Raw genomic sequence first — 23,531 nt, forward strand, 5'->3', positions numbered from 1 at the left:
ATGACAGATCTAATTTATCTAAGTAGAGATTCTCTACACTTTAATTTCCAACATCCAAACACTTCTTTTAATTCATTCAACTCATACAGAGCACAAAAAAAGGCGCGAAGAGCAAATGCTCTTCGCGCCTAAACTTTGAAATTTCAAAGTTATTATTTCTGGAGGCCGCCCTGAACGTCTTTGAGCAATTCCTGAACCTGAGCAAGTTTAGCCTGCTCTTCAGGAGTTAGCTGCTGACTGATGTAACCAGCTTTCTGGGTCATTTCTTCGATCATGCCGTCCATAATAATATGTCTTGTCTTCAAAGGAAGTTTTTCTAATTCAACAATTCTAGTGTCGACTGTTGCCATCTGAGTATTAAGAGTTGCAACCTCTCCGCGAACGCTTTGAAGATCTTTTACTTCAGTGGTCAAGCTGCTGAGGTTCTGATTTAGTCCGTAGAAAAATACTACGAGAAGTACAATCGCCATAAAAGATATGATGACTGCTACTTTACCCATGTCTTTTTGAGCTGTGTCACCGATGCCAGCTGCGAATTCCTGTTCTGTGGATTCTTCTTTAGTCTGGTAATCTTCCATCTGGTGAACTTTTTCAGTTGCTGCGCTCATTTCTATTTCCTCCTGAATGATCATGTTTAAATCGAAAAGACAATATACTTGAAGGATGACTTCAAATCAAGAAAATATCTAAATTAAAAAAATATTCTCACATCCTCAAATTCAAATAATTAAGTCTCATAAATCACTACTTTCTGCAACTCTTTGAGGCTCTTTAAACAAGATTTTATGCATATTTTTTAGAACCATATGCACTTAAAGTTCACTAAGTAACCACGACACTCTCATATCTGCCGCTTCGTAAACTTATTGTATATTATTGATTCCACTGGCCCGTGAATTGCATTCAACCACTATAGATAATTAACTATGGAAAATATTACTCTATTAAAATTTCAGGAGCATTAAATGATAACCTCTACAAATTCTGCGATTAGCGGGGCCGGGTCAGCCAGCAGCTATTTCACTAGTATGTCCAAAAGCTCTTCTGAATCTGAAAACACAAATATTTCTAGTGACTTAACAGAAAGTCAAATACGTAGACAGCTCCAGATGCAATTTGCTTCACAAAGCTTTGGATTAACATCAGACGAGCAGCAGCAAGTCGGTTCCTATTTTTCACAGCTTAATAATATTTACGGTACAGCTGACAGCTCTATGCGTGAGGATGAGGAAAAAAAGTTTCAGGAACTTAAGTACGAACTAGATGATCTTTATGGATTATCGGATGAGCCTAAGCAACTGACTGACGAAGAAAAAGAAAAAGCTGACGAAATCCAGACCAAGCTGGACGAGCTATACAATATTCTACCAACAAAAGATCCTGAAGGCGCTGACCTAAATAGAGCAGAAAGCTTAAAATGGGAGCTTCGAAAATTATATTACCCCGAAGGAAAGACTCTTAGTGTTGCAGAGAAAAAGGTTGAATCTTCGATTCAGGTTGAGCTTAAAGAACTCTTCGGAATTGAGGGGCCTAAAAATCTATCCAGCGAAGAGCAGACAATTGCAGACGGACTCAGATCAGAATTAGACGAACTCATGGGTACAAGTAAAAAAGAACTGACTGACGAAGAAAAAGTTAAAGCTGATGAAATTATTTCTGAAATGGAAGAGCTTGCCGGAAATATTATAACTCACGGCCTTAGCACTGCTGAAAAAAACCTATATAAAGAGTTCGACAACCGTTTTAACGAATTAACTGACCTATCTAAGGAAAGAGAGTTAACCGAAAAAGAACAGGAACTGCTGGCTGAAAGCAATCAGCATATAAACACACTTCTTAGTAAGGCGGCTCAAATTCAGGATCAGCAAGATACAGAGGCTAAGCAGGTACATACACAAATGGGCGGTTTTTTCTCGCAAATGGGCTATGAGGGCGGAGGATCATTAATCTCTACTCAAGTGTAGTTTTTTAAGCCTGATTAATTTTTTGCTTGATAAGCAACCATATTTTTCTTACCCCTGTCCCTCTCCACTATAAATAACTTCTCAGGAACGACAGGAGCACAGATGCCTATTTTCGAATTTAAATGCCACAAGTGCGGAAAAGAATTTGACGATTTAATCATGCCGGGCAAGGAAGCCATCACTAACTGCCCAGAATGCGGAACAAACGAATGTGAAAAATTACTTTCCAAGGGTAACGTAAGACCGAACGGAATTCCTAAAGGCAACGGTGGTTATAAATTATCCCCCTGCCATGAATGCCAATCAAAAAAATAAGTTTAATGTGCAATTAAGCAAAAAGCCCTCTACTTTTAATTAAGTAGAGGGCTTTTAAATTTCTGTCAGCTCAAAACGTTCTAAATCTCCGGGACGCCGATATTGAAAGCATTTACCAGCAGCAATTCCCACCCTTTCATGAATCCCTTCAAGCCACTGCGTACGCCCGAGAGCATGCGTTGGTATAAAATACTGAGGCTTAGTCCTTTCTATCAAAAAGGGAGCACCAGCCAACCCGGAAAGCCTACGCTCAACATTAGAAAAAACGATGTGCGGCTTAAAATGGGTGACCTTATCGACTGTCTTTTCAAAGAAATGTCTTGTCCATCTGCGCTGAACTTCAGTTGAACTATCCCAATCCCAACATGCCAGATCCCCACCGTTATAAATTCTTACACCTTCAGCGGTTTCAATCAAAAACGCCACTCCCAGATCATTAGACATGAGAGTTTCAATTTTTAAGTTTTCAAAAAAATAATTTTGATCAGGTTCAACAATCAAGACATCTTTAAATATCATTTCGGGATACATCTCTTCAATATCATCAGAAATCACAGCCTTTACAGACTTAGCTCCTGAGCAAACATCTAAGTAATCCGGCGCAAAATGATCAAGATGGCTATGTGAAAAAAAAGCTACTACATCCCTACCGTAAACGGCGTTTTCCAATGCGGCTAAGACTCTCCGCACGCGGAACCTTTTTGCAGGAATATCAAAAACCAAACTAATACTACCCACATCAAGAACAAAGCAATTATGAAAAATATGAGTAACCGTAATATTCATAACAATTCATTACTTGCCGCTTTTCTCAAGTTCCAATGTCTTTTTCTGCTCGAGATAATCACGACTAATCGGGAGATAAATATGAGACCACGATTTCAAATGTCCCGCTAGAAATTCAGCCTCAGGACCGGAACCACAGAAAAGATCCACACGAGTTCCTTTAATGGCACCGCCTCTATCCTGCGCCATAACCATCTTCACAAAAGGCTTTTTATTATTGTCGTCCTGCACAGGAAGTTTAGTTGTAAGCACAGCCAAAGACCCAAGAGGTAGAACGCGACTATCAACAGCAACGCTAGACATAGGAGTAAGCGGAGCATTCATTGAACCAAAAGGGCCAACGTCATCAACTCTGAAAAAAACATAGCTAGGATTAGTGATAAGTAACTCTTCCACAAGGTCAGGATTGCTCTTTAAAAAAGCTCTGATACCCTGCATGCTCATGCCCTCTTTAGACATCAGCCCTCTATTTATAAGCACCTTTCCAAGTGTTACATATTTAAGGCCGTTTTTACCTGCGTAAAGAATATGTTTAACACTTCCATCCGGCAGAATAAGGCGCCCTGAACCTTGAATTTGCAATATAAAAACATCGACGAGATCCCGCACCCATGCGACTTCCAGCCCTTTGTTCTCCAAAGCACCTTCAAAATCAATAGCCTTGCGATCATAGTACGGAACAGCTCCATCCTCATCCATTCTGTAAATTAACTGCTGCCCTTTCCATCTGTAATGAAAATCGCCAAGGTCAATAATTTTAAGATCTTCCGGCACACTGTATAAAGGATATGGATAAGCAGGATCAGGAGTGAGTGACGCCTCTAAATGAGGCTCATAGTAACCAGTTAAAAGAGTTCGCGGAGAAAGAGCATACCACGCAAATTTCTCTTCCAAAAGTTCAGGGGATTCATCAAGCTCAGGTAAAATTTCAAGCAAATCATTATTCGTGCGGAGCAGCATTTCCCACGTGATTTCCATATTTCCATATTTAGCTGCAATCCCGTCAGCGGGTTTACGAGACAAATACTTAATATTATTATTAATACCTTCTCGCATACTTTCCCAAGACATGTCGCCATTGTCCTGAGTTGAAACCTTGCTTATGAGAGAACTTACCTGAGATTTTTTTAGCTCATTAAACCCCTTAACGACGACGGGCTTAGTCTCTTTCACTTTTATGCTAGCACAACCGGCAAACAAAAAAATTACGATCAAAAAAGAACAAACGAGACAAGCTTTGATACTCCGCAAAAACACCACCATTTACGACTCCTGACCTATATTACATAAAAGAAAAGTGGAAATTATTCCTGAACTCATCTATAATAAATATAAATATATACAAAAAGTTAATTCAAACTTATTACTATTCACGATCTTACTACACATAGAAAGCCAAAAGGATAATACATGCGTCCGTTCATGACTCTTATGTCACTAATTGCAATTTTACTTCTATCTACACCTTGCAATGCCTCTAAATGGGACCTTGTTTTTCTGACCACTTCAGGCCTTAACGGCCAGCTTACTCCAGCGACAGAAAAAGATGCTCCAGACAATGGGGACATGCTACGGACTTTCGGAGGATTTGCAAGAATTCAAACAGTTTTCGAATCTTATCGAGCAAAATTTCCAGACTCAACCATCACGGTTGCAACTGGAGATGACCTAATGGGAGAGTCCATACAAATAGATCAGGGAAAAACAATTTTCCGAGCAATGGACATGATGGGTTTTGATGCTTCAACCCTTGGCAATCATGAATTTGACCGAGGCGCTAATTTCTTAGCTAAATCCCTCGCTAACAAAAATTTCCCCACTGTAGTAAGTAACCTCGAAATCATGCCAAACAGCCGTTTGCGCAAATACATTACTCCATACACAATTATTGAAAGAAACTTCATAAAGGTTGGCATCATGGGACTTGTGTTGCCGGAACTGAAATTAATTTCAAATCCCGGTACATCTATTTCTGTAAATGCGGACTTGATCAAAATTGCACGTGAAACTGCGCTGAAATTAAAGAATGAAGACAAAGCCAACATCATTGTTATGCTCAGTCATTTGACCATTGAAGATCAGAAAAAAATCTTAGAAAATGTACCTGAAATTGATATTATTTGCGGCGGACAAACTCATAAAGACATCTTGCCTGGTCAGGAAATAATCAACCGCAAAGCCCCTACTCCAGGCATTATGGTCCAATGCGGAACAAGAGGACGATTCGTAGGAGTTCTCAAGCTTCAAATAGAAGGAGACAAGATTAAGCAACACGATTGGTCTATCACACCTGTTGCCAACTCAATTGTTCCTTCAAAGAAAACCTATGACTTTATTCAGAGTAAAATAAAAGATCTTCCCCAAACAGTGAAACTGACAATTTCACCAATGCCTCTAAATACAGAAGTAAAAATAATAAGAACTCAAGAAGCTCCCATTGGAAGACTAATCAGCAGCATAATGCGGACCAAATTTAAAACAGATCTAGCTTTTCAAAATAGTGGTGGAATAAGGGGAGACAAAATAATTCCTTCCGGCCCGATACATGCGAGGGACATTGATATAATGTTCCCATTCGGAAACACCATCACTATTATCAAAGCTTCGGGGAAAGACCTAAAAGAGACCCTTGAACACTCTGTTAGCAAGCTGCCGAAAGCGTCCGGTAGATTCCTGCACATATCTGGACTGAAGTTTACCCTTGCTCTTGATGAGACTCCTCAAGAGCTTGAAATGAGTCCGCTTGGAAAACCAATTGGTATAAAAACTCCAGGCTCAAGAGTGTCCAAAATTAAAGTGATGAACAAATCCGGCAAGTATATCCCGATCGAAGCCGACAAAATGTATTCAATCACTACCAACTCCTTTCTTGCAGGAGGCGGAGATGGATACTTAGCTCTTAAATATGATGCTAAGAAAGTGGAAACATTTATAAAAATATCAGAAGTAATCAAATCCGGTATCTTAAAAATGAAAGAGCTTAAAATTGAAAACACCACAACAACATTTGGAACAGATGGAAAACCCTTTTTTAAAGTAAAAAATGATTAGCCTGAGCACAGAATCGTTGTGGCGTGGTTCACGAGAATAAAGTTTATCCTTTGTGCTTTAGAACGTCTTGAAATTCGAGACCGTAAAGATCCAGCATGACCATTAAGAAAGTGAGAATCAGCGGTCCATACAAAATTCCAAGTGCGCCAAAAGTATTAATCCCGCCAAGAATAGCTAGAAAAACATAAATAGTAGATACGCGCGAAGCCTCTCGCACTATTATCGGCCTAAGAATGGTATCAATACCAGTCACGAGTATCCCACACCAAAGACCTAGAAAAATAGCCATATTCACTTCACCGATGATGAGAAGGTACCCAAGAGCCGGGACCCAGATCAATCCCGTCCCGAGAACGGGGATGAGAGAAGTAAAGCCCATCATTGTCCCCCAAAAAAGGGCCGGAATACCCGCTATGGCGAGCCCTATTCCGCCCACCACCCCTTGAAGCAGGGCAATACACAAACTTCCCAGCAGGACCGACTTAGAGACCTTACGAAGACTTGTAAAAATAAAGTCTTCCTGCTCCGCTCTAAGTGGAGAAAGATATTTTAGTCTTTCGAGAAAGCGAATCCCATCTTTTAAGAATGAGAACACTAAAAAAATCATAATAAAAAACTGAGCAATAAGTCCGGCCATATTTCCAGCCAGCCAAGTGCCGGAAGTAAACATTGATTGACCGAAAGTCTTAGAATATTCTAGGGCTTTATACTGAATATCCTTTGAATCCATTTCAAGGAATGGAAATTTCAATTCGACCCACTTAAAATAGGCATCAAATTTATCTGTATGCACCAGTTTGGACATATCAGTATGTCTAAGCCACTCATTTATTGCGGAAACAGAATCAACTCCCTGCCCGATTAAGCCTAAGAAAAAAATCAATGCTGGGATAACGATCGCAAAAACAATAATACAAACAGTCAAAAAGGCTGATAGTGAAGCCCGCCCGCCAAGCTTCACGCAAATACGCTGACTTAATGGATAGAAAAGCCCCGACAGGGTAATGGAAATAATGATTGTATTAAAAAAAGGCTTTGCAACAGAGTAACCTAGAGCAATGGCAGCAACTAAGAGAAATAGCAAAAACAACGTATAAATTATTGGAGATTTTGGCTCTTCTTTATCATAAGAAAGCATACGGTAATCCTTATCCCAACAATTAAGAATGCTAATTATTTAGGAAAATTAAAATGAAATTCTTTTTGGGAAAGAGAAATTAGGCTAGTGCAGATTTAAAAATATAATCAGCCATAACTGCAAGAGTTGTATCGGTTTCGCACTTTATCCGAGAGAGCATTCCTGAAAAATATCCAATACTGTCATTATCAGCATTTTGTTCTACCTCTTTAGCAATAGTGCAAAGCTTATGAGCTCCGACATCAAGAGCCATTTCACGTAAGATAGAAACTTCCTTCACCATACCTTCCATATCACTGAGCGATAAAAAGGCTTCAATGCTGGCAATCTGTTTAGGAACCAGTTTAAGGAAATGCCCAAAAACCTCCCTAACAAGAGTATGATCTCCATCAAAACGAGAAATTGTCCCATTTAAATCCAAATAATCAGCACCTTCACCATCCAAAAAGTCTGCACCACTCCCTCTGGAATCAGACTCATTCGAATCGAAAATATCAGCTATAGATTTTAATAAACTAGAAGATCGAACTGGCTTCGAAAGGTATCCATCCATCCCCGCACTTAAGCACCTTTCCTTACCCCCTTTCATAGCATGGGCTGTTAGAGCTAAGATCGGAATATTTGAATCTACATTTTCAAGATTACCTGAACGAATCAATCTGGTAGCGGTAAGACCATCCATCACAGGCATTTGAACATCCATAATTACCAGATCAAACTTCTTTTTCATTAAGCTTTCTACAGCTTCGCTTCCGTTTTCAACAACTTCTAAATCACAGTTAACATTTTCAAGAAAAGATGTGACAACTCTTCGGGTAATTATATTATCGTCAGCGAATAGGACCCTTTTAGGCTCTGTGAAAGGTGTGCTTTTTTCAGAGTCATCAGGTTCAGATTGCTCTATGTTTCCTGGTATTTTAAACACTGCGGTGAAAAGAAAGTTGCTGCCTAACTTAGGAACCGTTTCGAGCCACATTACACCTTTAAGCATGTTCACCAAGTTATATGAAATAGCCAAACCGAGACCGATTCCCCCTTGTTTGCGGGTCATATAGTCTTCTATTTGGGTGAAACTGTCAAAAATACACTCCGCCTGTTCAGGCTCAATGCCAACGCCGGTATCGGTCACAGAAAATAGTAATCGCACAGCATCTGAAGGATATGGTTCAGCTTCAACAGAATCAGGCATTACTTCGACAGCGATGCCACCGCTATCTGTATATTTAATAGCATTACTCACCAAGTTATTTAAAATCTGGATAAGCCGACCGGAATCCCCCTGCAACTCAGCAGGAACATCTGGATGAATAAAACACTCAACGGTAAGACCTCTTTTATCAGCCTGCCCCATTTGAGTTTTAAAAACACTTTTCATCGTTTTTCTTACACCGAAACGACCTTCCCTTAACTCAAGAATGCGGCTTTCTATCTTTGAATAATCTAAAAGTTCATTTAATACACGTAGTAAGGATGTGGCTGAACCTTTGATCAGGTCAATATATTCATACTGTTCAGGCTCAAGATTAGTACTTAGCAAAATTTCACTAAGCCCAAGGATACCATTCATAGGGGTTCTGAGCTCATGACTTATTGTTGCTAAAAAGGAGCTTTTTGCCTCATTTGCAATTTCAGCATCATGCAATGCCTGACGAAACTCTTGATCCATACCATGTTTATAAATTGCAATTTCAATTGCCGAACGCAGGTCTCTTTCTTCAAAAGGCTTTAAAAGATATCCGAACGGACTGGAAAGTTTTGCACGATTTAGAGTTTTGTCATCTGAAAAGGCAGTTAAGAATATAATTGGGATGTCATAAGTTTTGAAAATTATATTTGCAGCTTCAACTCCGTCCATGTCCCCGCGAAGTTTGATATCCATTAATACAAGATCAGGCTTAAGCTCCTCGGCTTTAGCTATAGCCTCAAGCCCGGAAACAGCATCTCCTACAACGCCGTATCCAAGCCTTTTCAAAGTTCCCTGAACATCAAGGTTAACAATTTTCTCATCGTCAACAACAAGAATTCTAGTGCCGGACATCTTCAAAACCCCACATAAATATAACTAGTATAAAACCTAATATTGAAATTTAACACAAACCATACGAAACTTAACCATAATAAATAAAAAACCGATTCTGAAAATTATCAGAATCGGTTTAAAATATCTATCTCAATTTATATGTATTATCTGAAAAATTATAATATTTGGCTTAAAAACTGCTTTAGGCGAGGATGCTCAGTGCAGGTAAAGAAAGTCTCAGGAGGTTCACATGCGATAATCCGCCCTTCGTCCATAAAAACAATCCTATCAGCAACTTCTCTTGCAAAGCCCATCTCATGAGTAACCACAACCATGGTCATCCCTTCAACAGCAAGCTTCGTCATAACATCAAGAACCTCCCCAATCATTTCGGGATCAAGAGCAGAAGTAGGCTCATCAAAAAGCATAATTTTAGGATTCATAGCCAAAGCTCTGGCAATAGCAACTCTCTGCTGTTGACCTCCAGAAAGCTTCGAAGGATAAACATTGGCTTTCTCATTAATGCCAACTTTCTTCAACAAATCAACTGCAATTGCCTTAGCTTCCTCTTTTTCAATCCCTTTAAGCTTAATTGGAGCCATTGTCAGGTTATCAAGAACAGTCTTATGTGGAAAAAGATTAAAAGACTGAAAAACCATTCCCAGTTCCTGACGAATTTTATTGATATTGTTGCTTTTGTCGTGAATGTCTTCTCCATCAACAACAATGGACCCCCTGCTGATCTCTTCAAGTCTGTTGATAGAGCGCAAAAGAGTACTTTTGCCAGAGCCGGAAGGTCCGATAATTACAACCTTTTCGCCAGCCTTGATATCAAGTGAAACGTCGCTAAGCGCAGCAAGATCACCAAAGAACTTATATACATTTTTAATTTCGATGATGGAATTAACGGTCATAATGGTTCAACCTATCTTCCATGTAACTTACACCCTTTGAAAGAATCAAAGTTATCAAAAGATAAAGGAGCGCAATCATGGTATATGTTTCAAAGTACTGAAAGCTTTCAGCAGCAAACTCACGGCCTCGCCTCAAAATATCTGCAACAGCCAGGATTGAGACAAGGGAGGAATCCTTTAAGAGAGCAATAAATTCGTTGCCGACAGGTGGCAGAATCATTCTCCAAGCCTGAGGCAGAACAACGAAAAACATTGTCTGATTTTTATCAAATCCTAAAGATCTGGCAGCTTCAGTCTGTCCGCTATCAATAGAATCGATGCCTGCCCGGAAAACTTCTCCCATGTATGCGCCATAACAAACACTCATCGCAATGATGGCGGACAACATATCTGGAACCTGCAAAACTCTACCGAGGGCGTAATAAATATAAAAAAGCTGAACAAGGAGAGGAATACCTCTCACAACCTCAACATAAGTAGAGGCAATCAGATTTAAAATTTTATTCTTAGAAATTCTACCCAAACCTGTGAACAGCCCGATGATTGAAGCGCCAATAATGGAAAAGATAGTAACCTGAAAAGTCACTAAAATGCCATCTGGAACGAACATCAATATATCTTTATAAGGATCCGGCTTTGTTACTACAAGATAGGTGATAATTGAAATTGCGCCTATAAAAGAAATCCACCAAGCACTTATCAGGCCTGCGTCATTCTTTGCAGGTATCCCGGCTCCATCTGTAATTTCAATTTTAGTTGGTTTGTCTGTCATATTTTTTTACCCGGCTACAAATAAAAGGCTGGGACCAGCTTAAGTGCTGCCGATCCCAACCCTACATTAAATAAATGAGGCTTGATAGTTAGAACCTATTTAGCAGTTCCGAACCATTTAGCGTTAATTTTATCATATGTTCCGTCTTTAACAACAGCAGCTAAACCTTTGTTGATTAGCTCAAGCACTTCTGTGTTTCCTTTACGGATTGCAACACCATAAAATTCAGTGGTATCACTTTTCACTGTGAAAGCAATCTTCATTCTCTTGGAGTATTCAGCCTGCTGCAAAGCAAAGTCAGCTGCAACAGGATTATCACAAACAACGGCTACAAGGCGTCCATTGTAGAGATCTTCCATAGCAAGACCAACTTCATCGTATGATTTTGCGATAACATCATCAGTTTTTTTAACAGCAAAGTAACCAGTTGTTCCGATCTGAGCTCCGACCTTCATGCCTTTGAAATCAGCCAAAGTCTTTGCATTAGAATCTTTATTGGTAACAACAGCCTGTGTTACTTCAAAGTAAGGAGAAGAAAAGTCCATTGCCTTCTTACGTTTATCATTGATTGAAACAGAAGAAGTGATGCAATCGTATTTGCCTGCTGCAAGGCCAGCAAAAATACCATCCCAAGCAACGTTTTTGATTTCAACAACATAACCGCCAGCTTCAGCGGCAGCTTTCATAAGGTCTACAGAAAATCCAACCAACTGTTTATCTTTATTGATAAACTCCATTGGGGGCCATGTGCAGTCTGAAGCAACCTTGATAATAGGCTTACCTTCGCTATTAACTTTCAGTTCAGCCTGAGCAGAAACAGCAACGAGCATTGAAAGCATCAAAAGAACAATAATCTTTTTAAACATAATTTTCCCTCCAAAATTTGTTAAAACGCGCAAAATACATACGTGAATTTATACAATTTACAAACCATGTCAATCACATCAGTCAAATATCGTGTTGTTTCAAATATAATTAATAACAGACATCAAACATATGTTGAATTAAAAATGTAAAGCAGTTAAATTGCTAATTCATTAATAGGGGGCAATTTTCATGAAAAAGAAAGCTAAAGAAGTTAGACAAGAAGCTGTTGAAGTTATCTGTCCCAAATGTAGGGAAACTAGCATTGTCTATTTCCCAAAAGAATCCATGCCGACCTGCCCTTACTGTAAGGTTGAAATGGTCATTAAAGAAATTCTAACTGAAGGTAAATATGGTTGATCAGTCTTGCGGCTGATATTATTTTAAATTTTAACAATTGCTGTAATTAAAGGGGAGAATCTATGAAAAAAGTTTATCTAATGTTAGCTCTGGTAATGGTACTCGGGTTTGCTTTCAGCGCAAATGCTTCAGACATTGATCTGGCAAAAAAATCCACACTCAACTCTATCCTTAAAAGAGGCGAAATCCGCGCTGGTCTTGATTCTGGCTACATGCCCTTTGAAATGACTGATAAAAACGGTAGATTTATTGGATTTGAAATGGATATCATGCGTGAAATGGCTAAAGACATGGGCGTCAAATTCGTACCAGTTAATATGTCCTTCGACGGAATAATCCCAGCTCTCCTTACTAATAAAATTGACATCATCGCTTCTGGGATGACCGTTAATGCAAAACGTAATCTACAGATAAACTTTGCTAATCCATTCTTCGTTGTGGGACAGACAGCTCTCGTTAGCAAAAAGCTCGAAGGAAAAGTTAAATCCTACAAAGATCTTAACACCCCCGAGTACACAATTGTATCCAAGCTTGGTACAACTGGCGAACAGTCCGTAAAACGTCTTCTTCCTAAAGCTAAATATAAATCTTTCGAAACTGAATCCGATGCAGCTCTTGAAGTTCTTAACGGAAAAGCAGATGCAATGGTATATGACCTCCCTTTCAATGCTATCTTCATGGCTGAACAGGGCAAAGGCAAATTATTCTTCCTTGATAAGCCTTTCACCTACGAGCCTCTCGCTTTCGGTATCCGCAAAGGTGATCCTGACTTCATTAACTTCCTCAATAACTTCCTCATTCAGATCAAAAATGACGGTCGTTACGAAAAGTTCTACGCTAAATGGTTCATGAGCACAGATTGGCGTAAAAACCTTCAGTAAGACAGTACAGACTCAACTATTCCAGGGGGCGGTGAATCGCCCCCTTTTTTTAGTTTTACCACAACATATTTCATACGGCTTAATATACTATGAGTGGACCTTACTTAAGAACTCCTGGCAAAGGGCGCAGCTACGATATTTTTTGGAAGACTGTATTTTATATAGGCTTGTTTGCGACTCTCGCGGCTCTTGGGTGGGCAACTAACCAAGTTGACTACGTTTGGCGCTGGGAGCGTATTCCAAACTATTTTTATTATGAAAAAGATATCAATGTAACCTCTAATCTTGATGGTTCAATTTCTTCCATTAAAAAGAGTGGAGAAAATGCTCTTATCATAATTACAGGAGAAAATAACGAATCTGAGCAATACGAAATACCGTTTAGCGACCTTGAGGTGTACGAGGGAGATTCCATATTTGTAGGGGATGTACTCGGCTCCGAAAAAGAATGGACCATGGGGATTATTCTGGAAGGGCTTATTGTCACCCTAAAAGTCAGTGCCATTTCAATTTTCTTTGGAATCGGGATAGGTCTTCTCACCGGACTTGCTAGGATCTCAGCTAATCCAGCACTACGAATGACTGCAATCACCTATATTGAGCTCATTCGAGGTTCGCCGCTTCTCGTCCAGATTTTCATTTGGTATTTTGTGCTGGGAACGTTAATAAACAGTATCCTTTCTAAATATGATATTTCTCAAGTTCCACCACTATGGTTCGGTATTGCTTCCCTCGCGATTTTTGCAGGAGCCTATGTTGCAGAAATCGTTCGTGCAGGTATTCAATCTGTTAACCGGGGGCAAATGGAAGCGGCAAGATCGCTTGGAATGTCAAACTTTAATGCAATGCGGCATATCATAATTCCACAGGCATTCAGAAGAATTCTTCCACCTCTCGCTGGACAATTTATCAGCATGATCAAGGACTCCTCACTACTTGGAGTAATTGCAATCAGAGAGCTGACCAAAGCAACCCGTGAAGCTGTATCTGTAAGCTTACAGCCTTTCGAGCTATGGTTTCTTTGTGCTATCCTTTACCTGATCCTTACTTTCACGTTCTCAATGTTTGTTCAGTATCTAGAAAAAAGAATGGTGCAAAGATAATGATAGAAGTACAAAATATATACAAAACATTCTTCGTTACGCACGAAGTGCAGGCTCTTTCAGATGTCTCCCATACAGTTAATCAGGGGGAAGTTGTTGTTGTGATAGGACCTTCCGGTTCCGGAAAAAGCACCTTCCTGCGCTGTCTTAACAGGCTTGAATTTGCTGATTCAGGACATATCTATATTGATGGTGTGGATATCCTTTCCCCAAAAACCAATATCAATAAAATCCGTGAAGAAGTAGGAATGGTGTTCCAATCATTTAACCTGTTTCCTCACAAGACAGTGCTTGAAAATTTAACAATAGCACAAACAGTCGTGCGGAATCGCTCAAAAAAAGATGCGGTGGAAAGAGCCATGCTTTTACTCAAAAAAGTAGGCATTCACGACAAGGCGGGAACCTACCCGGCTCAACTTTCAGGTGGACAACAGCAAAGAGTTGCTATTGCCCGCTCACTTGCAATGGAGCCAAAAGTGCTGCTTTTTGATGAGCCAACATCTGCACTTGACCCTGAAATGATCGGGGAAGTTCTAGATGTAATGAAAGCTGTTGCCAAAGAAGGCATGACCATGGTGGTCGTAACTCACGAAATGGGATTTGCACGTGAAGTAGCAGACGAAGTGCTCTTCATGGATCATGGAATGATTCTGGAGAAAGGAACTCCGGAACACTTTTTCACGAATCCAGAGTCTGACAGGACAAAAGCATTCCTAAGCCAGATTTTATAACCCTCAAGCATATAATAAAAACTTAAAAAGCCGCTTTGTTTTAAACAAAGCGGCTTTTTAAGTTTTAGTCTGTTCCACTAATTATAATAAAACATCTAAATTCAGGTTATCAATAAATAAACCTTCGAACACTATTTTTTAGATTTCTCTTTTGATTTGGACTTATCCTCAGACTCTGAATTTAATTTGGATTCAGTTTTAGGATTTAATTCAGCCTCCCGGTCTTTACTATCTTTAACATTCTTCATTGTCACACCGGCAAGACAACCGATTAGCATTCCGAGTAGCAAAGAACGCTGTATATCCATAAGGAACCACCCGGCAATTGCTCCGAGAGAACCGCCAACAAGTATGCCGCGCGCCATACATTCAAGCCACCTTTCAAAACTTTTATCTGTCTGCAATTCGCTCATTTTATATCCTTATTAAACAACAATAATTCTTCTATTTGATCGGCTTGAGCTTCAGTCATCGTTAAAAACTTAACCTCAATTCCAGGAATTTTATCCGTCTTCCCCCATATCTGAACTCTTTGAACAACAGATAATATCGGGGTCATGTCAGCCAACTCTTTAACAACAACCGAAAGGGGTTCTCCCTCCTCCCATCTCTTAACAGAGAAGAAAAAGCCTCCTTCTTCAGAAATATCAAAAGTAACACTTTTTTCAATACGGATCTTGTCCGGCCCCAACTCCCTGCGTAATAGGACATTCAAAACCCGTGAAGAGCTTTTGCTTCCTCGCAATGACCTAGCAGGAAAATTAGCACAAACATGAGTAATAAAGTAAACCAACTCATTACTTTCACCGGAAAATTGACCTATAGGTATTCCGCGAATAACATTTCCAGAAAGAAGGTAATTAATCCGTAAAACCGGAAAACGCTCCACAAAACGATTGGCCTCTATTTTCTCTTTGGGCTTTGCCCTGACGACAGTAGCAACATCAAAAAGGAATCCATTATATTTGGTCTTCTTATGTTTGTAGGTATCACCAAAAGAAGGAACAACATCATAAGCAACACCAAGGCTGTCTAGTTCCTTAATATATGCGTTCAGACTAGCTCCTTCCATACAGACGAGAAGAATTCTGACCTCATTCAACTTAAAAAACCTCCAAAAAAGCCATTTAATATCGTGTTCCTCGCGGACTTTTCTTACTTCATACTAAAAAAATTCAGCAATATTAGCAAACTCAAAAGAAACAAGTTCTCAATAAAAACCGAATGTAAGATTACAAACTCACCCTGCTACCCTTTTCGAATACCAATTAATATGTTAATCATCGCAAAATTTTTAACTTAAAACGGAACAAATAGAATGCAAGATACCCCTACAGTACTTACAATTGATGATGATGAAGGAGTAAGGCTCTCCATCGCACATTTTCTTGAAGACAGTGGGTATAAGGTTCTTCAAGCTTCAAACGGCTCAGAAGGGCTCGATATTTTTAGACAACAAAATCCAGACGTTGTTCTTTTAGACTTAAGAATGCCGGAAATGGATGGCCTTGCTGTTTTAAAGACACTTGGAAAGGAAGCACCGCAATCTCCTGTTATAGTGGTATCCGGAACAGGTTCCTTTGACGACGTTGTTGCAACGGTCAGGCTTGGTGCGTGGGACTATATTCCAAAGCCTATCACAGACCTCTCTGATCTCGAGTCTTCTATAGTAAGAACTTTTGAAAGATCCAGATTACTTGTCGAGAATGAAAAATATAAGCAAGAACTAGAAATTAAAATTAGAGAACGCACTGAAGAACTGGAAAGGACTAACCTTATTCTTTCAGAAGAAATATCAGCACGCAAAACTTCTGAAAAACTAGTCCGAGCTTCACTCACAGAAAAAGAGGTAATGCTCAAAGAAATACATCATAGAGTAAAAAACAACCTTCAAATTATTTCCAGCTTGCTAAGCCTTCAAAGCGGCTACACCGATGATGTAAAGGCTAGTAACCTTTTGCGAGACTGCCAGCACAGGGTCCGCTCAATGTCTATGCTTCACGAGAGACTGTATAGATCCGAAGATCTTTCACGAATTGATATGCGTGAATACGCACGCACTTTAATGGATTTCCTACTACGTTCATATACCATAGACGATAAAATTAAACCCTCATTTAACATTGAGGATATTCACTTAGGCATTGATAAAGCTATTCCGTGTGGCCTTATTATTAATGAGCTACTTTCAAATTCTCTCAGGCATGCTTTCCCTGAAAAAAGTGAAGGAACGCTATACGTTTCCATGTCAGACGATGGTGATAATAATTGCCTGACAGTTTCAGATAATGGCATAGGGTTGCCTAATGATTTCAAAATAGGGAATACTAATACACTGGGTATGACTCTTGTCGAAACTCTCGCAGAGCAACTTTGCGGAGAAGTTATTATTAATAAAGACAGGAAAAAAGGATCTTCATTCCAAGTAATTTTCCCCAGTAAAACTGATGCTTGCTAGAACTTGAAAGGCGGTGTAGATTTCGGCAAGTGATCCTTTTATTAGAACCACATAATTACGAGGAATAAAAATGGAACTTAAATTTAAGCATGTAGATGAAATAACGATCGTAAAACTTGATTCACCGGAACTTAACCATGTTGTAAGCCATGATTTTCAGAGACAGACAGCTCCTCTCTTTGAGAATAAAAATTTCAATATAGCTCTTGATATGGCTAAAGTTGATTTCATGGATAGTATGGGAATCGGAACTCTGATTACTCTGCGCAACAAACTCATGAAAGAAAAAGGCTGCATCGCTATGTTTAACCTCAGTGATAGAGTAAAGAAAATCATTGATATTGCGGCATTGCACAAAGTCTTTTCCCTTTATGAAACAGAAGATGAAGCTGTTGAAGGTTTGAAACAGCAGATTCTTTCTTAGTATCAGATCATTTCTTTAACTGGGTGTACTTTAAATAAGTATGCCCAGTTTCTTTTTTTGATTACCTCCTACCCACCGTGAAATAATGAATAAATTATCTTCTATTAAGAAAGCTAGTTACGATATTCTCAAGAATGCGGTTCGTATTTCATGGGATCTTTTCAAAATAATGATCCCGATCGTTATTGTTGTTAAAATACTTCAAGAACTGGACATGATTGGCTACCTAGCTACTCCGCTTGCTCCACTAATGAAGCTGGTAGGATTGCCAGCTGAAATGGGCATTGTGTGGGCAACCGCGATGTTTAACAATATATACAGTGCACTCATCGTATTTCTCAGCCTAGCTAAAGATTCCCCGCTCACGGCGGCGCAAGCCACAGTTATCGGCACAATGATCCTCGTAGCACACTCTATGCCCGTTGAACTGCGCGTTGTGCAAAGCTCAGGCCCACGGATTATATTCCAAGCTATAGCCAGATTCTCAGGCGCCCTACTCATAGGCATCATCCTTAACTTTATCTATAGTCACTATGACCTTTTACAAACTCCTGCGCACATAATTCTGACACCAGATTCCGCAGTAACGGATAAAACTCTCCTGACATGGGGTTTAGGCGAGCTTAAAAACTTTTTCTCTATTTTCTTGATGATCTTAGGACTTTTGATCGTTATGAAAATACTTACAAAATTAAGAATCATTGCCGCTATGGATTTTGTGCTACGCCCCTTACTCAAAATGATGGGTATTGGACCTAAGGCTTCCGCCCTGACCGTGGTGGGCCTCACTATGGGCCTTTCCTATGGTGGCGGGATGATCATTCACGAGACTAAATCTGGTAAAATAGACAAAAAAGACGTATTCTATTCACTAACATTGATGGGCCTGTGCCATAGCGTGGTAGAAGACACTTTTCTACTTATGATGATAGGTGGGCATGTGTCGGGATTACTATGGGGAAGGTTGGCGTTAGCAATTGTCTTAGTTGCCATCCTTGTTCAAGTTACCAAAATTTTACCCGAAACATTTTGTGATAAATATTTATGGAGTGTTCCCAAAAACTTTAATCCTAAAAAGGAAAAGTAATGAGCGTAAAAACAATTAATACTGACAAAGCTCCTTCTGCTATCGGTCCTTACTCTCAAGCAACGGTTTACAACGGACAGGCTTACGTAAGCGGTCAGCTCGGCCTTTCTCCCAAAACGGGAGAGTTCGTATCAGAAGAGTTGGAAGCGCAGACCAGACAGGCCCTCGAAAACATGAAAGCTATACTCGAAGCATGCGGAAGCTCGCTAAACAAAGTTATCGCTGTGGACATTTTTTTGACTGACATGGGCGGCTTCGCAACATTAAACGAAGTCTATTCTGAATACTTCACTGACCACAAGCCGGCACGGGCAGCTATTGAAGTCAGCGCTCTGCCCAAAGGCGGCATTGTCGAAATTAAGTGCACAGCTGCGATTTAACACTAGTCATTTTTCCGGCACTTTTTGCCTCTTTATCTGCGCTCAATAACCGTGCAGATAAAGAGGTCTTTTTATTTCAGCACCTTAAGTAACTTTACTTAAAAGTGGCACTCTTAATGCAATACTTAATTCAACAGCTCAGCTGCAAATAAGCGAAGATTAAAAAAACAAAAAAAAATAAGGCTAACGCCATTTAAAAAAAGTCTTCCTTCAAGCAGCTGAACATTAAAAGAAAATGTCTAAATTGATAGGCGAGTGCAGGCATCAGTGGAACCGAACAGCTTAAAAAAGAAATTATACATAAGCGATTCCACCTCCCTCCCGCGATTATTTTGGACTTTTTCTTTTACTTTTTTCTAAATCATACTTCCTGCAAATCCCTTTTCCACGATTATACTACAAACAAAGATTGCCCTCAGCCACTTCTCTTGATAACGATTCCTTTCCAGAAAGGAGGAGAAGTTTTATGAACCCTTTCAGTATAGTTCTTTTTGAACCTGAAATTCCGCCCAATACGGGTAACATTGCAAGACTCTGTGCAGGCACAGATACAGCACTACATCTAATCGAACCACTAGGCTTTTCAATCTCGGATAAGCATTTAAAACGCGCTGGCCTTGACTACTGGCCAAACGTGAAGCTTTTCGTATGGAAAAACTGGCAAGAATTTCAAGACAATAGAGAAGCTGGCAGATTGATCACCACCAGCGCCAAACGTGGAACAGTATTGTTTAAATTTGAATTTGAACCCGGCGATCATATTGTTTTCGGCCCGGAAACCAGAGGGTTACCGGAATGGATGTTTGACGACATTACAGACGCCATAAACATTCCCACAAATAAAAAAATAAGAAGCTTGAACCTTTCTACCTCGGCCGGAATCATATTATATCAAGCTCTGGCATCACTTAACAACGACTCACTCTTTGAATAAAAGCCACTACAGAACAAACAAGTAAAATCCCTCAAAATATCTAATTATTGAGGGACTTAGTTTTGCTTACTTTTGGTCATCCAGACTTCTTGCACAACATGAGTGCAAGGGTTATATTGTCGATCAAAATAAAAATCAGGATGGAGACTATATGAGACTTCTTGTTACTGGCGGTTGCGGTTTTATCGGAACCAATTTCGTTTATCTTATGCAGGAACGCCACCCGGACTGGGAGATTATAAATCTCGACAAGTTAACATATGCCGGCAACAGAAAAAACCTCCTATCAATCGAAAACAACAATGCCGCTAATTACAGCTTCGTTCACGGAGATATCTGCGACAAAGAGTTCGTATCCAATACTCTGGAAGAGCACAAAATTGAGGCCGTAGTAAACTTCGCTGCAGAATCACATGTGGACAGGTCAATTAACGATCCTGCTCCCTTCCTGACTACGAATATTTGCGGTGCACAAAATCTCATGGAATGCGCCAGGCAGGCAGGCATTGAAAAATTTGTTCATGTCTCTACCGATGAAGTCTATGGCTCTCTCGGCATGAATGACCCCGCATTTACAGAAAACAATCCATTAGAGCCAAATAGCCCCTACTCTGCATCAAAAGCCAGTGCTGATCTTATGGCACGAGCTTATTTTGAAACATACAATTTTCCAGTTTCCATAACCAGATGTTCAAACAACTATGGTCCGTATCAGTTTCCGGAAAAACTCATCCCGCTTATGTACACAAAAGTAATAACCGGAGAGCAGCTCCCTATTTACGGAGATGGAAGCAATATCCGTGACTGGATTTACGTTGATGACCACTGCACGGGTGTCGAGTTAACTCTTCTTAAAGGACAGCCTGGGAGAGCTTATAACTTCGGCGGAGCGGCTGAAAAGACCAATCTGGAACTAGTTCATGAACTTCTCGCAATACTAGGCAAGGACGAGTCCTTGATAACTTACGTCACAGACAGGCCGGGGCATGATCAAAGATATGCTATGGATTATGCTGTAGCCGAAAAAGAGCTGGGTTTCGCCCCAAGCGTAACTTTCGAACAGGGCATAAAAAAGACCATAAAATGGTATCAAGATAACGGGCAGTGGCTTGAAGATGTCCGCAGTGGAGCCTATCGCGAATTCATGAACGAATGGTATGGAGACCGAAAATGATAGAACTTAAAGGCAAAAAGGCCGTAGTGCTCGGCGGGCGTACAGGACTTTTAGGGCAAAGTTTAACCGAGGTTCTACGCAGCCACGGAGCCGTAACTATCCCGCTGTCTCGAAACGACTTTGACCCGCTAAATGAAGAATCGCTTACCGCTCTTTTAGAAAGAGAGGAGCCTGACTTCATAGTAAATACTATTGCTTACACCATGGTAGATCAGGCCGAAGATGAAGAAAAGAAGGCTCATCTGCTTAATACAACTTTCCCTGTAATTCTTGCTCGACTTGCCAAAAAACATAATTCGAAATTAATTCATTTCAGCACAGACTTTGTTTTTGACGGGAAAAAAGACTCTCCATACACAGAGGAAGATAAAACCAATCCAAAATCTGTTTACGGCGAGACAAAGCTAGCTGGAGAATCCCAATTGATAAAATTAGGATACGAAAATATCCTTATAATACGCACGGCGTGGTTATTTGGACCTAATAAAACAAACTTTGTACATAAGATTCTTAATTTTGCGCAAGAAAGAGATTGTCTGAACATTGTCCACGACCAGAATGGATCTCCTACTTACACGCCTGATCTTGCAGAATACACCGCACAGCTCCTAATTGCAGAAGCAACCGGCATATTTAATGTAGTAAATTCAGGTAAAGCAAGTTGGTGTGAGCTTGCAGCAGAGGCTATTAATTGCGCAGGCGTAAACTGCCTTGTAAATCCAGTGCCCACTAGTTCATACCCGACAAAAGCTTATCGCCCTAGCTACTCAGTCCTAGATACCGAAAAATTCATTAAAATTACTGGCATCACTCCTAGGCCGTGGGTTCAGGCACTCCGGGATTACATTTACAACGACATCGAAGAACAATAAAAAACAGAGACCTTACGACACCTCATGCTAAAAATATCCCCTGCTACACTGAGAAATTCTATTCAGTGCTTAATGACTTTATTCTGTGTTTGGGTTGGTTACAGGTTCTACCTTTTCTACGAGTTTATGATCGGCAACTCGGATGTTGCTATGACCAAACCCGGAGCAGTTGAAGGATTCCTGCCTATAAGCGCCCTGCTTTCATTCAAAAGACTGATAACCGAAGGTATCTATGACGAGGTTCACCCCGCGGGGCTGACAATTTTCATAGCTGTGATCGTTATGTCACTACTCCTTCGAAAAGGATTCTGTGGCTATCTCTGCCCTGTCGGATTCATTAGTAATATACTGAATCGTATCGGACTTAAGACTAAGCGCACTATCACCGTCAAAGGCAAGATCGAATTTGCCTTTCTCATTCCCAAATATATTGCAATGACTTTCTTTGTTTACGCAGTTTTTGTTAAAATGAGCGTAAAAGATGTGAACGCATTCATTCATTCAGGATACAATTTCACGGCCGAAGCTAAGATGCTCCATTTTTTCAGCAATCTAAGCTCGATTGCCGCCATGGTAATCGCAGCAATCGTGATTCTATCTATCTTTATTCCATACTTCTGGTGCCGCTTCTTGTGTCCCTACGGAGCTTTACTTGGAATTATTTCAAAAGCCTCGCCAGTTGCGATTAAGCGTGACGATGACCTTTGTATCAATTGCGGGAAATGTACGAAAGCTTGCCCAGGTGGAATTCAAGTTGAGATTAAGGAAACTGTAAACTCCGCTGAATGCGTAGGATGCATCCAATGCATCGACAGTTGCCCCGTAGATGACTGTTTGACCCTGTCTGATAGACTGAGTCGCAAAAGACTTCCATGGATGACAATAGCTATTGGAACCGTTTTTATACTTCTGCTCTACTACGCAGCAGCAGTATTCACCAATCATTGGAACTCACCAATGCCAGTTGAAATGCTCCGCAATTACTATCTGAATCTATAAAGCGGTCCATATGATATTTATTCCATAAACACTGACATCCGCCTTAATAGATGTATAAGCCAAATAATCTAAAGATTTTATTTGATAATAAACTGAAAAGCTGCCCAGAAATTGTTATCAGATTGGCACATGGCGACCCAGTTGAGACTATTCTTGAATTTGCGAATAAATTTTAATTGTTATGTCTAGCCACGGTCTCGGACTTGAGAAACGAGGTGGGACATCGGCGTCCATCGGCAGTGTGACAGCTAAAGTCATCAAAAACTCACCTTTACCCGTACAAATAGTTCCATAGATTCATTCT

General features: G+C 40.1%; 26 protein-coding genes. 16 read left to right on the plus strand and 10 right to left on the minus strand.

From position 1 onward, the window contains the following. Positions 1 to 152 precede the first annotated feature (152 nt). On the minus strand, positions 153 to 608 hold the full coding sequence (locus BR06_RS0112310) for a hypothetical protein (protein WP_031483482.1): 456 nt from the start codon (positions 606 to 608) through the stop codon (positions 153 to 155). Between the two features lie 357 nt (positions 609 to 965). Between BR06_RS0112310 and BR06_RS0112315 the strand changes: the two genes are divergently transcribed. Both BR06_RS0112315 and BR06_RS0112320 read left to right on the plus strand, forming a co-directional pair. After that, the gene (locus tag BR06_RS0112315) at positions 966 to 1,964 is read left to right on the plus strand and encodes a hypothetical protein (RefSeq protein ID WP_031483484.1); all 999 of its coding nucleotides are present in this window, start codon (positions 966 to 968) and stop codon (positions 1,962 to 1,964) included. 102 nt (positions 1,965 to 2,066) lie between these two features. Next, entirely contained in the window at positions 2,067 to 2,279 is a 213-nt protein-coding gene (locus tag BR06_RS0112320; RefSeq protein ID WP_031483486.1) for an FmdB family zinc ribbon protein, read from the plus strand. A gap of 54 nt (positions 2,280 to 2,333) precedes the next feature. On the opposite strand, the gene BR06_RS0112325 is transcribed toward BR06_RS0112320, so the two are convergent. Both BR06_RS0112325 and mltA read right to left on the minus strand, forming a co-directional pair. Continuing rightward, entirely contained in the window at positions 2,334 to 3,065 is a 732-nt protein-coding gene (locus tag BR06_RS0112325; RefSeq protein ID WP_031483488.1) for an MBL fold metallo-hydrolase, read from the minus strand. Between the two features lie 9 nt (positions 3,066 to 3,074). Continuing rightward, positions 3,075 to 4,328, minus strand: coding sequence for a murein transglycosylase A (mltA, locus tag BR06_RS0112330; protein ID WP_031483491.1), 1,254 nt, complete (start codon positions 4,326 to 4,328; stop codon positions 3,075 to 3,077). A 147-nt stretch (positions 4,329 to 4,475) separates the two neighbouring features. On the opposite strand from mltA, the gene BR06_RS0112335 reads away from it, so the two are divergent. After that, complete coding sequence (locus tag BR06_RS0112335) at positions 4,476 to 6,116, plus strand: bifunctional metallophosphatase/5'-nucleotidase (protein ID WP_031483493.1); 1,641 nt, start codon at positions 4,476 to 4,478, stop codon at positions 6,114 to 6,116. Positions 6,117 to 6,159: 43 nt separating this feature from the next. On the opposite strand, the gene BR06_RS0112340 is transcribed toward BR06_RS0112335, so the two are convergent. From BR06_RS0112340 to BR06_RS0112360, 5 genes are all read right to left on the minus strand, one after another. Next, positions 6,160 to 7,254, minus strand: a complete 1,095-nt coding sequence (locus BR06_RS0112340) for an AI-2E family transporter (protein WP_031483495.1) — start codon at positions 7,252 to 7,254, stop codon at positions 6,160 to 6,162. Positions 7,255 to 7,333: 79 nt separating this feature from the next. Beyond that, on the minus strand, positions 7,334 to 9,292 hold the full coding sequence (locus BR06_RS0112345) for a hybrid sensor histidine kinase/response regulator (RefSeq protein WP_031483497.1): 1,959 nt from the start codon (positions 9,290 to 9,292) through the stop codon (positions 7,334 to 7,336). Positions 9,293 to 9,450: 158 nt separating this feature from the next. After that, positions 9,451 to 10,188 carry an amino acid ABC transporter ATP-binding protein gene (locus tag BR06_RS0112350; RefSeq protein WP_031483499.1) on the minus strand — a complete coding sequence of 246 codons (738 nt, stop codon included), beginning with the start codon at positions 10,186 to 10,188 and terminating at the stop codon, positions 9,451 to 9,453. After that, on the minus strand, positions 10,178 to 10,960 hold the full coding sequence (locus BR06_RS0112355) for an amino acid ABC transporter permease (RefSeq protein WP_031483501.1): 783 nt from the start codon (positions 10,958 to 10,960) through the stop codon (positions 10,178 to 10,180). Before BR06_RS0112355 ends, BR06_RS0112350 begins: the two co-directional genes overlap by 11 nt. 95 nt (positions 10,961 to 11,055) lie before the next feature. After that, positions 11,056 to 11,826 carry a basic amino acid ABC transporter substrate-binding protein gene (locus BR06_RS0112360; protein WP_031483503.1) on the minus strand — a complete coding sequence of 257 codons (771 nt, stop codon included), beginning with the start codon at positions 11,824 to 11,826 and terminating at the stop codon, positions 11,056 to 11,058. A gap of 190 nt (positions 11,827 to 12,016) precedes the next feature. Between BR06_RS0112360 and BR06_RS20535 the strand changes: the two genes are divergently transcribed. The 4 genes from BR06_RS20535 (at position 12,017) to BR06_RS0112380 (ending at position 14,899) form a co-directional block, all read left to right on the plus strand. Then, positions 12,017 to 12,184, plus strand: a complete 168-nt coding sequence (locus BR06_RS20535) for a hypothetical protein (RefSeq protein ID WP_169738243.1) — start codon at positions 12,017 to 12,019, stop codon at positions 12,182 to 12,184. A 62-nt stretch (positions 12,185 to 12,246) separates the two neighbouring features. After that, positions 12,247 to 13,065 (plus strand): transporter substrate-binding domain-containing protein, encoded by an 819-nt coding sequence (locus BR06_RS0112370; protein ID WP_031483505.1) that lies wholly within the window; start codon positions 12,247 to 12,249, stop codon positions 13,063 to 13,065. An 89-nt stretch (positions 13,066 to 13,154) separates the two neighbouring features. Then, positions 13,155 to 14,168: an amino acid ABC transporter permease gene (locus BR06_RS0112375; RefSeq protein ID WP_031483506.1), complete on the plus strand. Its 1,014-nt coding sequence runs from the start codon at positions 13,155 to 13,157 to the stop codon at positions 14,166 to 14,168. Continuing rightward, complete coding sequence (locus tag BR06_RS0112380; RefSeq protein WP_031483507.1) at positions 14,168 to 14,899, plus strand: amino acid ABC transporter ATP-binding protein; 732 nt, start codon at positions 14,168 to 14,170, stop codon at positions 14,897 to 14,899. Before BR06_RS0112375 ends, BR06_RS0112380 begins: the two co-directional genes overlap by 1 nt. Positions 14,900 to 15,030: 131 nt before the next feature. On the opposite strand, the gene BR06_RS0112385 is transcribed toward BR06_RS0112380, so the two are convergent. Both BR06_RS0112385 and BR06_RS0112390 read right to left on the minus strand, forming a co-directional pair. Then, complete coding sequence (locus tag BR06_RS0112385; RefSeq protein WP_235727725.1) at positions 15,031 to 15,312, minus strand: hypothetical protein; 282 nt, start codon at positions 15,310 to 15,312, stop codon at positions 15,031 to 15,033. Further along, a complete protein-coding gene (locus BR06_RS0112390; RefSeq protein WP_031483509.1) occupies positions 15,309 to 16,001 on the minus strand; it encodes a hypothetical protein in 693 nt (230 codons plus the stop codon). Before BR06_RS0112390 ends, BR06_RS0112385 begins: the two co-directional genes overlap by 4 nt. 216 nt (positions 16,002 to 16,217) lie before the next feature. On the opposite strand from BR06_RS0112390, the gene BR06_RS0112395 reads away from it, so the two are divergent. The 9 genes from BR06_RS0112395 (at position 16,218) to BR06_RS20955 (ending at position 23,522) form a co-directional block, all read left to right on the plus strand. Continuing rightward, positions 16,218 to 17,357: a histidine kinase dimerization/phosphoacceptor domain -containing protein gene (locus BR06_RS0112395; RefSeq protein WP_031483510.1), complete on the plus strand. Its 1,140-nt coding sequence runs from the start codon at positions 16,218 to 16,220 to the stop codon at positions 17,355 to 17,357. 70 nt (positions 17,358 to 17,427) lie between these two features. Beyond that, the gene (locus tag BR06_RS0112400) at positions 17,428 to 17,781 is read left to right on the plus strand and encodes an STAS domain-containing protein (RefSeq protein ID WP_031483512.1); all 354 of its coding nucleotides are present in this window, start codon (positions 17,428 to 17,430) and stop codon (positions 17,779 to 17,781) included. Between the two features lie 85 nt (positions 17,782 to 17,866). After that, positions 17,867 to 18,868, plus strand: coding sequence for a hypothetical protein (locus BR06_RS0112405; RefSeq protein ID WP_031483513.1), 1,002 nt, complete (start codon positions 17,867 to 17,869; stop codon positions 18,866 to 18,868). Continuing rightward, positions 18,868 to 19,248, plus strand: a complete 381-nt coding sequence (locus BR06_RS0112410; protein ID WP_031483515.1) for a RidA family protein — start codon at positions 18,868 to 18,870, stop codon at positions 19,246 to 19,248. Before BR06_RS0112405 ends, BR06_RS0112410 begins: the two co-directional genes overlap by 1 nt. A gap of 466 nt (positions 19,249 to 19,714) precedes the next feature. Continuing rightward, entirely contained in the window at positions 19,715 to 20,182 is a 468-nt protein-coding gene (locus BR06_RS0112415; protein WP_031483517.1) for a tRNA (cytidine(34)-2'-O)-methyltransferase, read from the plus strand. 151 nt (positions 20,183 to 20,333) lie between these two features. Further along, positions 20,334 to 21,356, plus strand: a complete 1,023-nt coding sequence (gene rfbB / locus BR06_RS0112420) for a dTDP-glucose 4,6-dehydratase (protein ID WP_031483519.1) — start codon at positions 20,334 to 20,336, stop codon at positions 21,354 to 21,356. Continuing rightward, positions 21,353 to 22,228 carry a dTDP-4-dehydrorhamnose reductase gene (rfbD, locus tag BR06_RS0112425; RefSeq protein ID WP_031483521.1) on the plus strand — a complete coding sequence of 292 codons (876 nt, stop codon included), beginning with the start codon at positions 21,353 to 21,355 and terminating at the stop codon, positions 22,226 to 22,228. The genes rfbB and rfbD overlap by 4 nt, the downstream gene beginning before the upstream one ends. 24 nt (positions 22,229 to 22,252) lie before the next feature. Further along, entirely contained in the window at positions 22,253 to 23,227 is a 975-nt protein-coding gene (locus BR06_RS0112430; protein WP_031483523.1) for a 4Fe-4S binding protein, read from the plus strand. 181 nt (positions 23,228 to 23,408) lie between these two features. Continuing rightward, positions 23,409 to 23,522: an adenine nucleotide alpha hydrolase family protein gene (locus tag BR06_RS20955; RefSeq protein WP_084154136.1), complete on the plus strand. Its 114-nt coding sequence runs from the start codon at positions 23,409 to 23,411 to the stop codon at positions 23,520 to 23,522. Positions 23,523 to 23,531 lie beyond the last annotated feature (9 nt).

The sequence above is a fragment of the Maridesulfovibrio frigidus DSM 17176 genome (assembly GCF_000711735.1).
GTDB lineage: Bacteria > Desulfobacterota > Desulfovibrionia > Desulfovibrionales > Desulfovibrionaceae > Maridesulfovibrio > Maridesulfovibrio frigidus.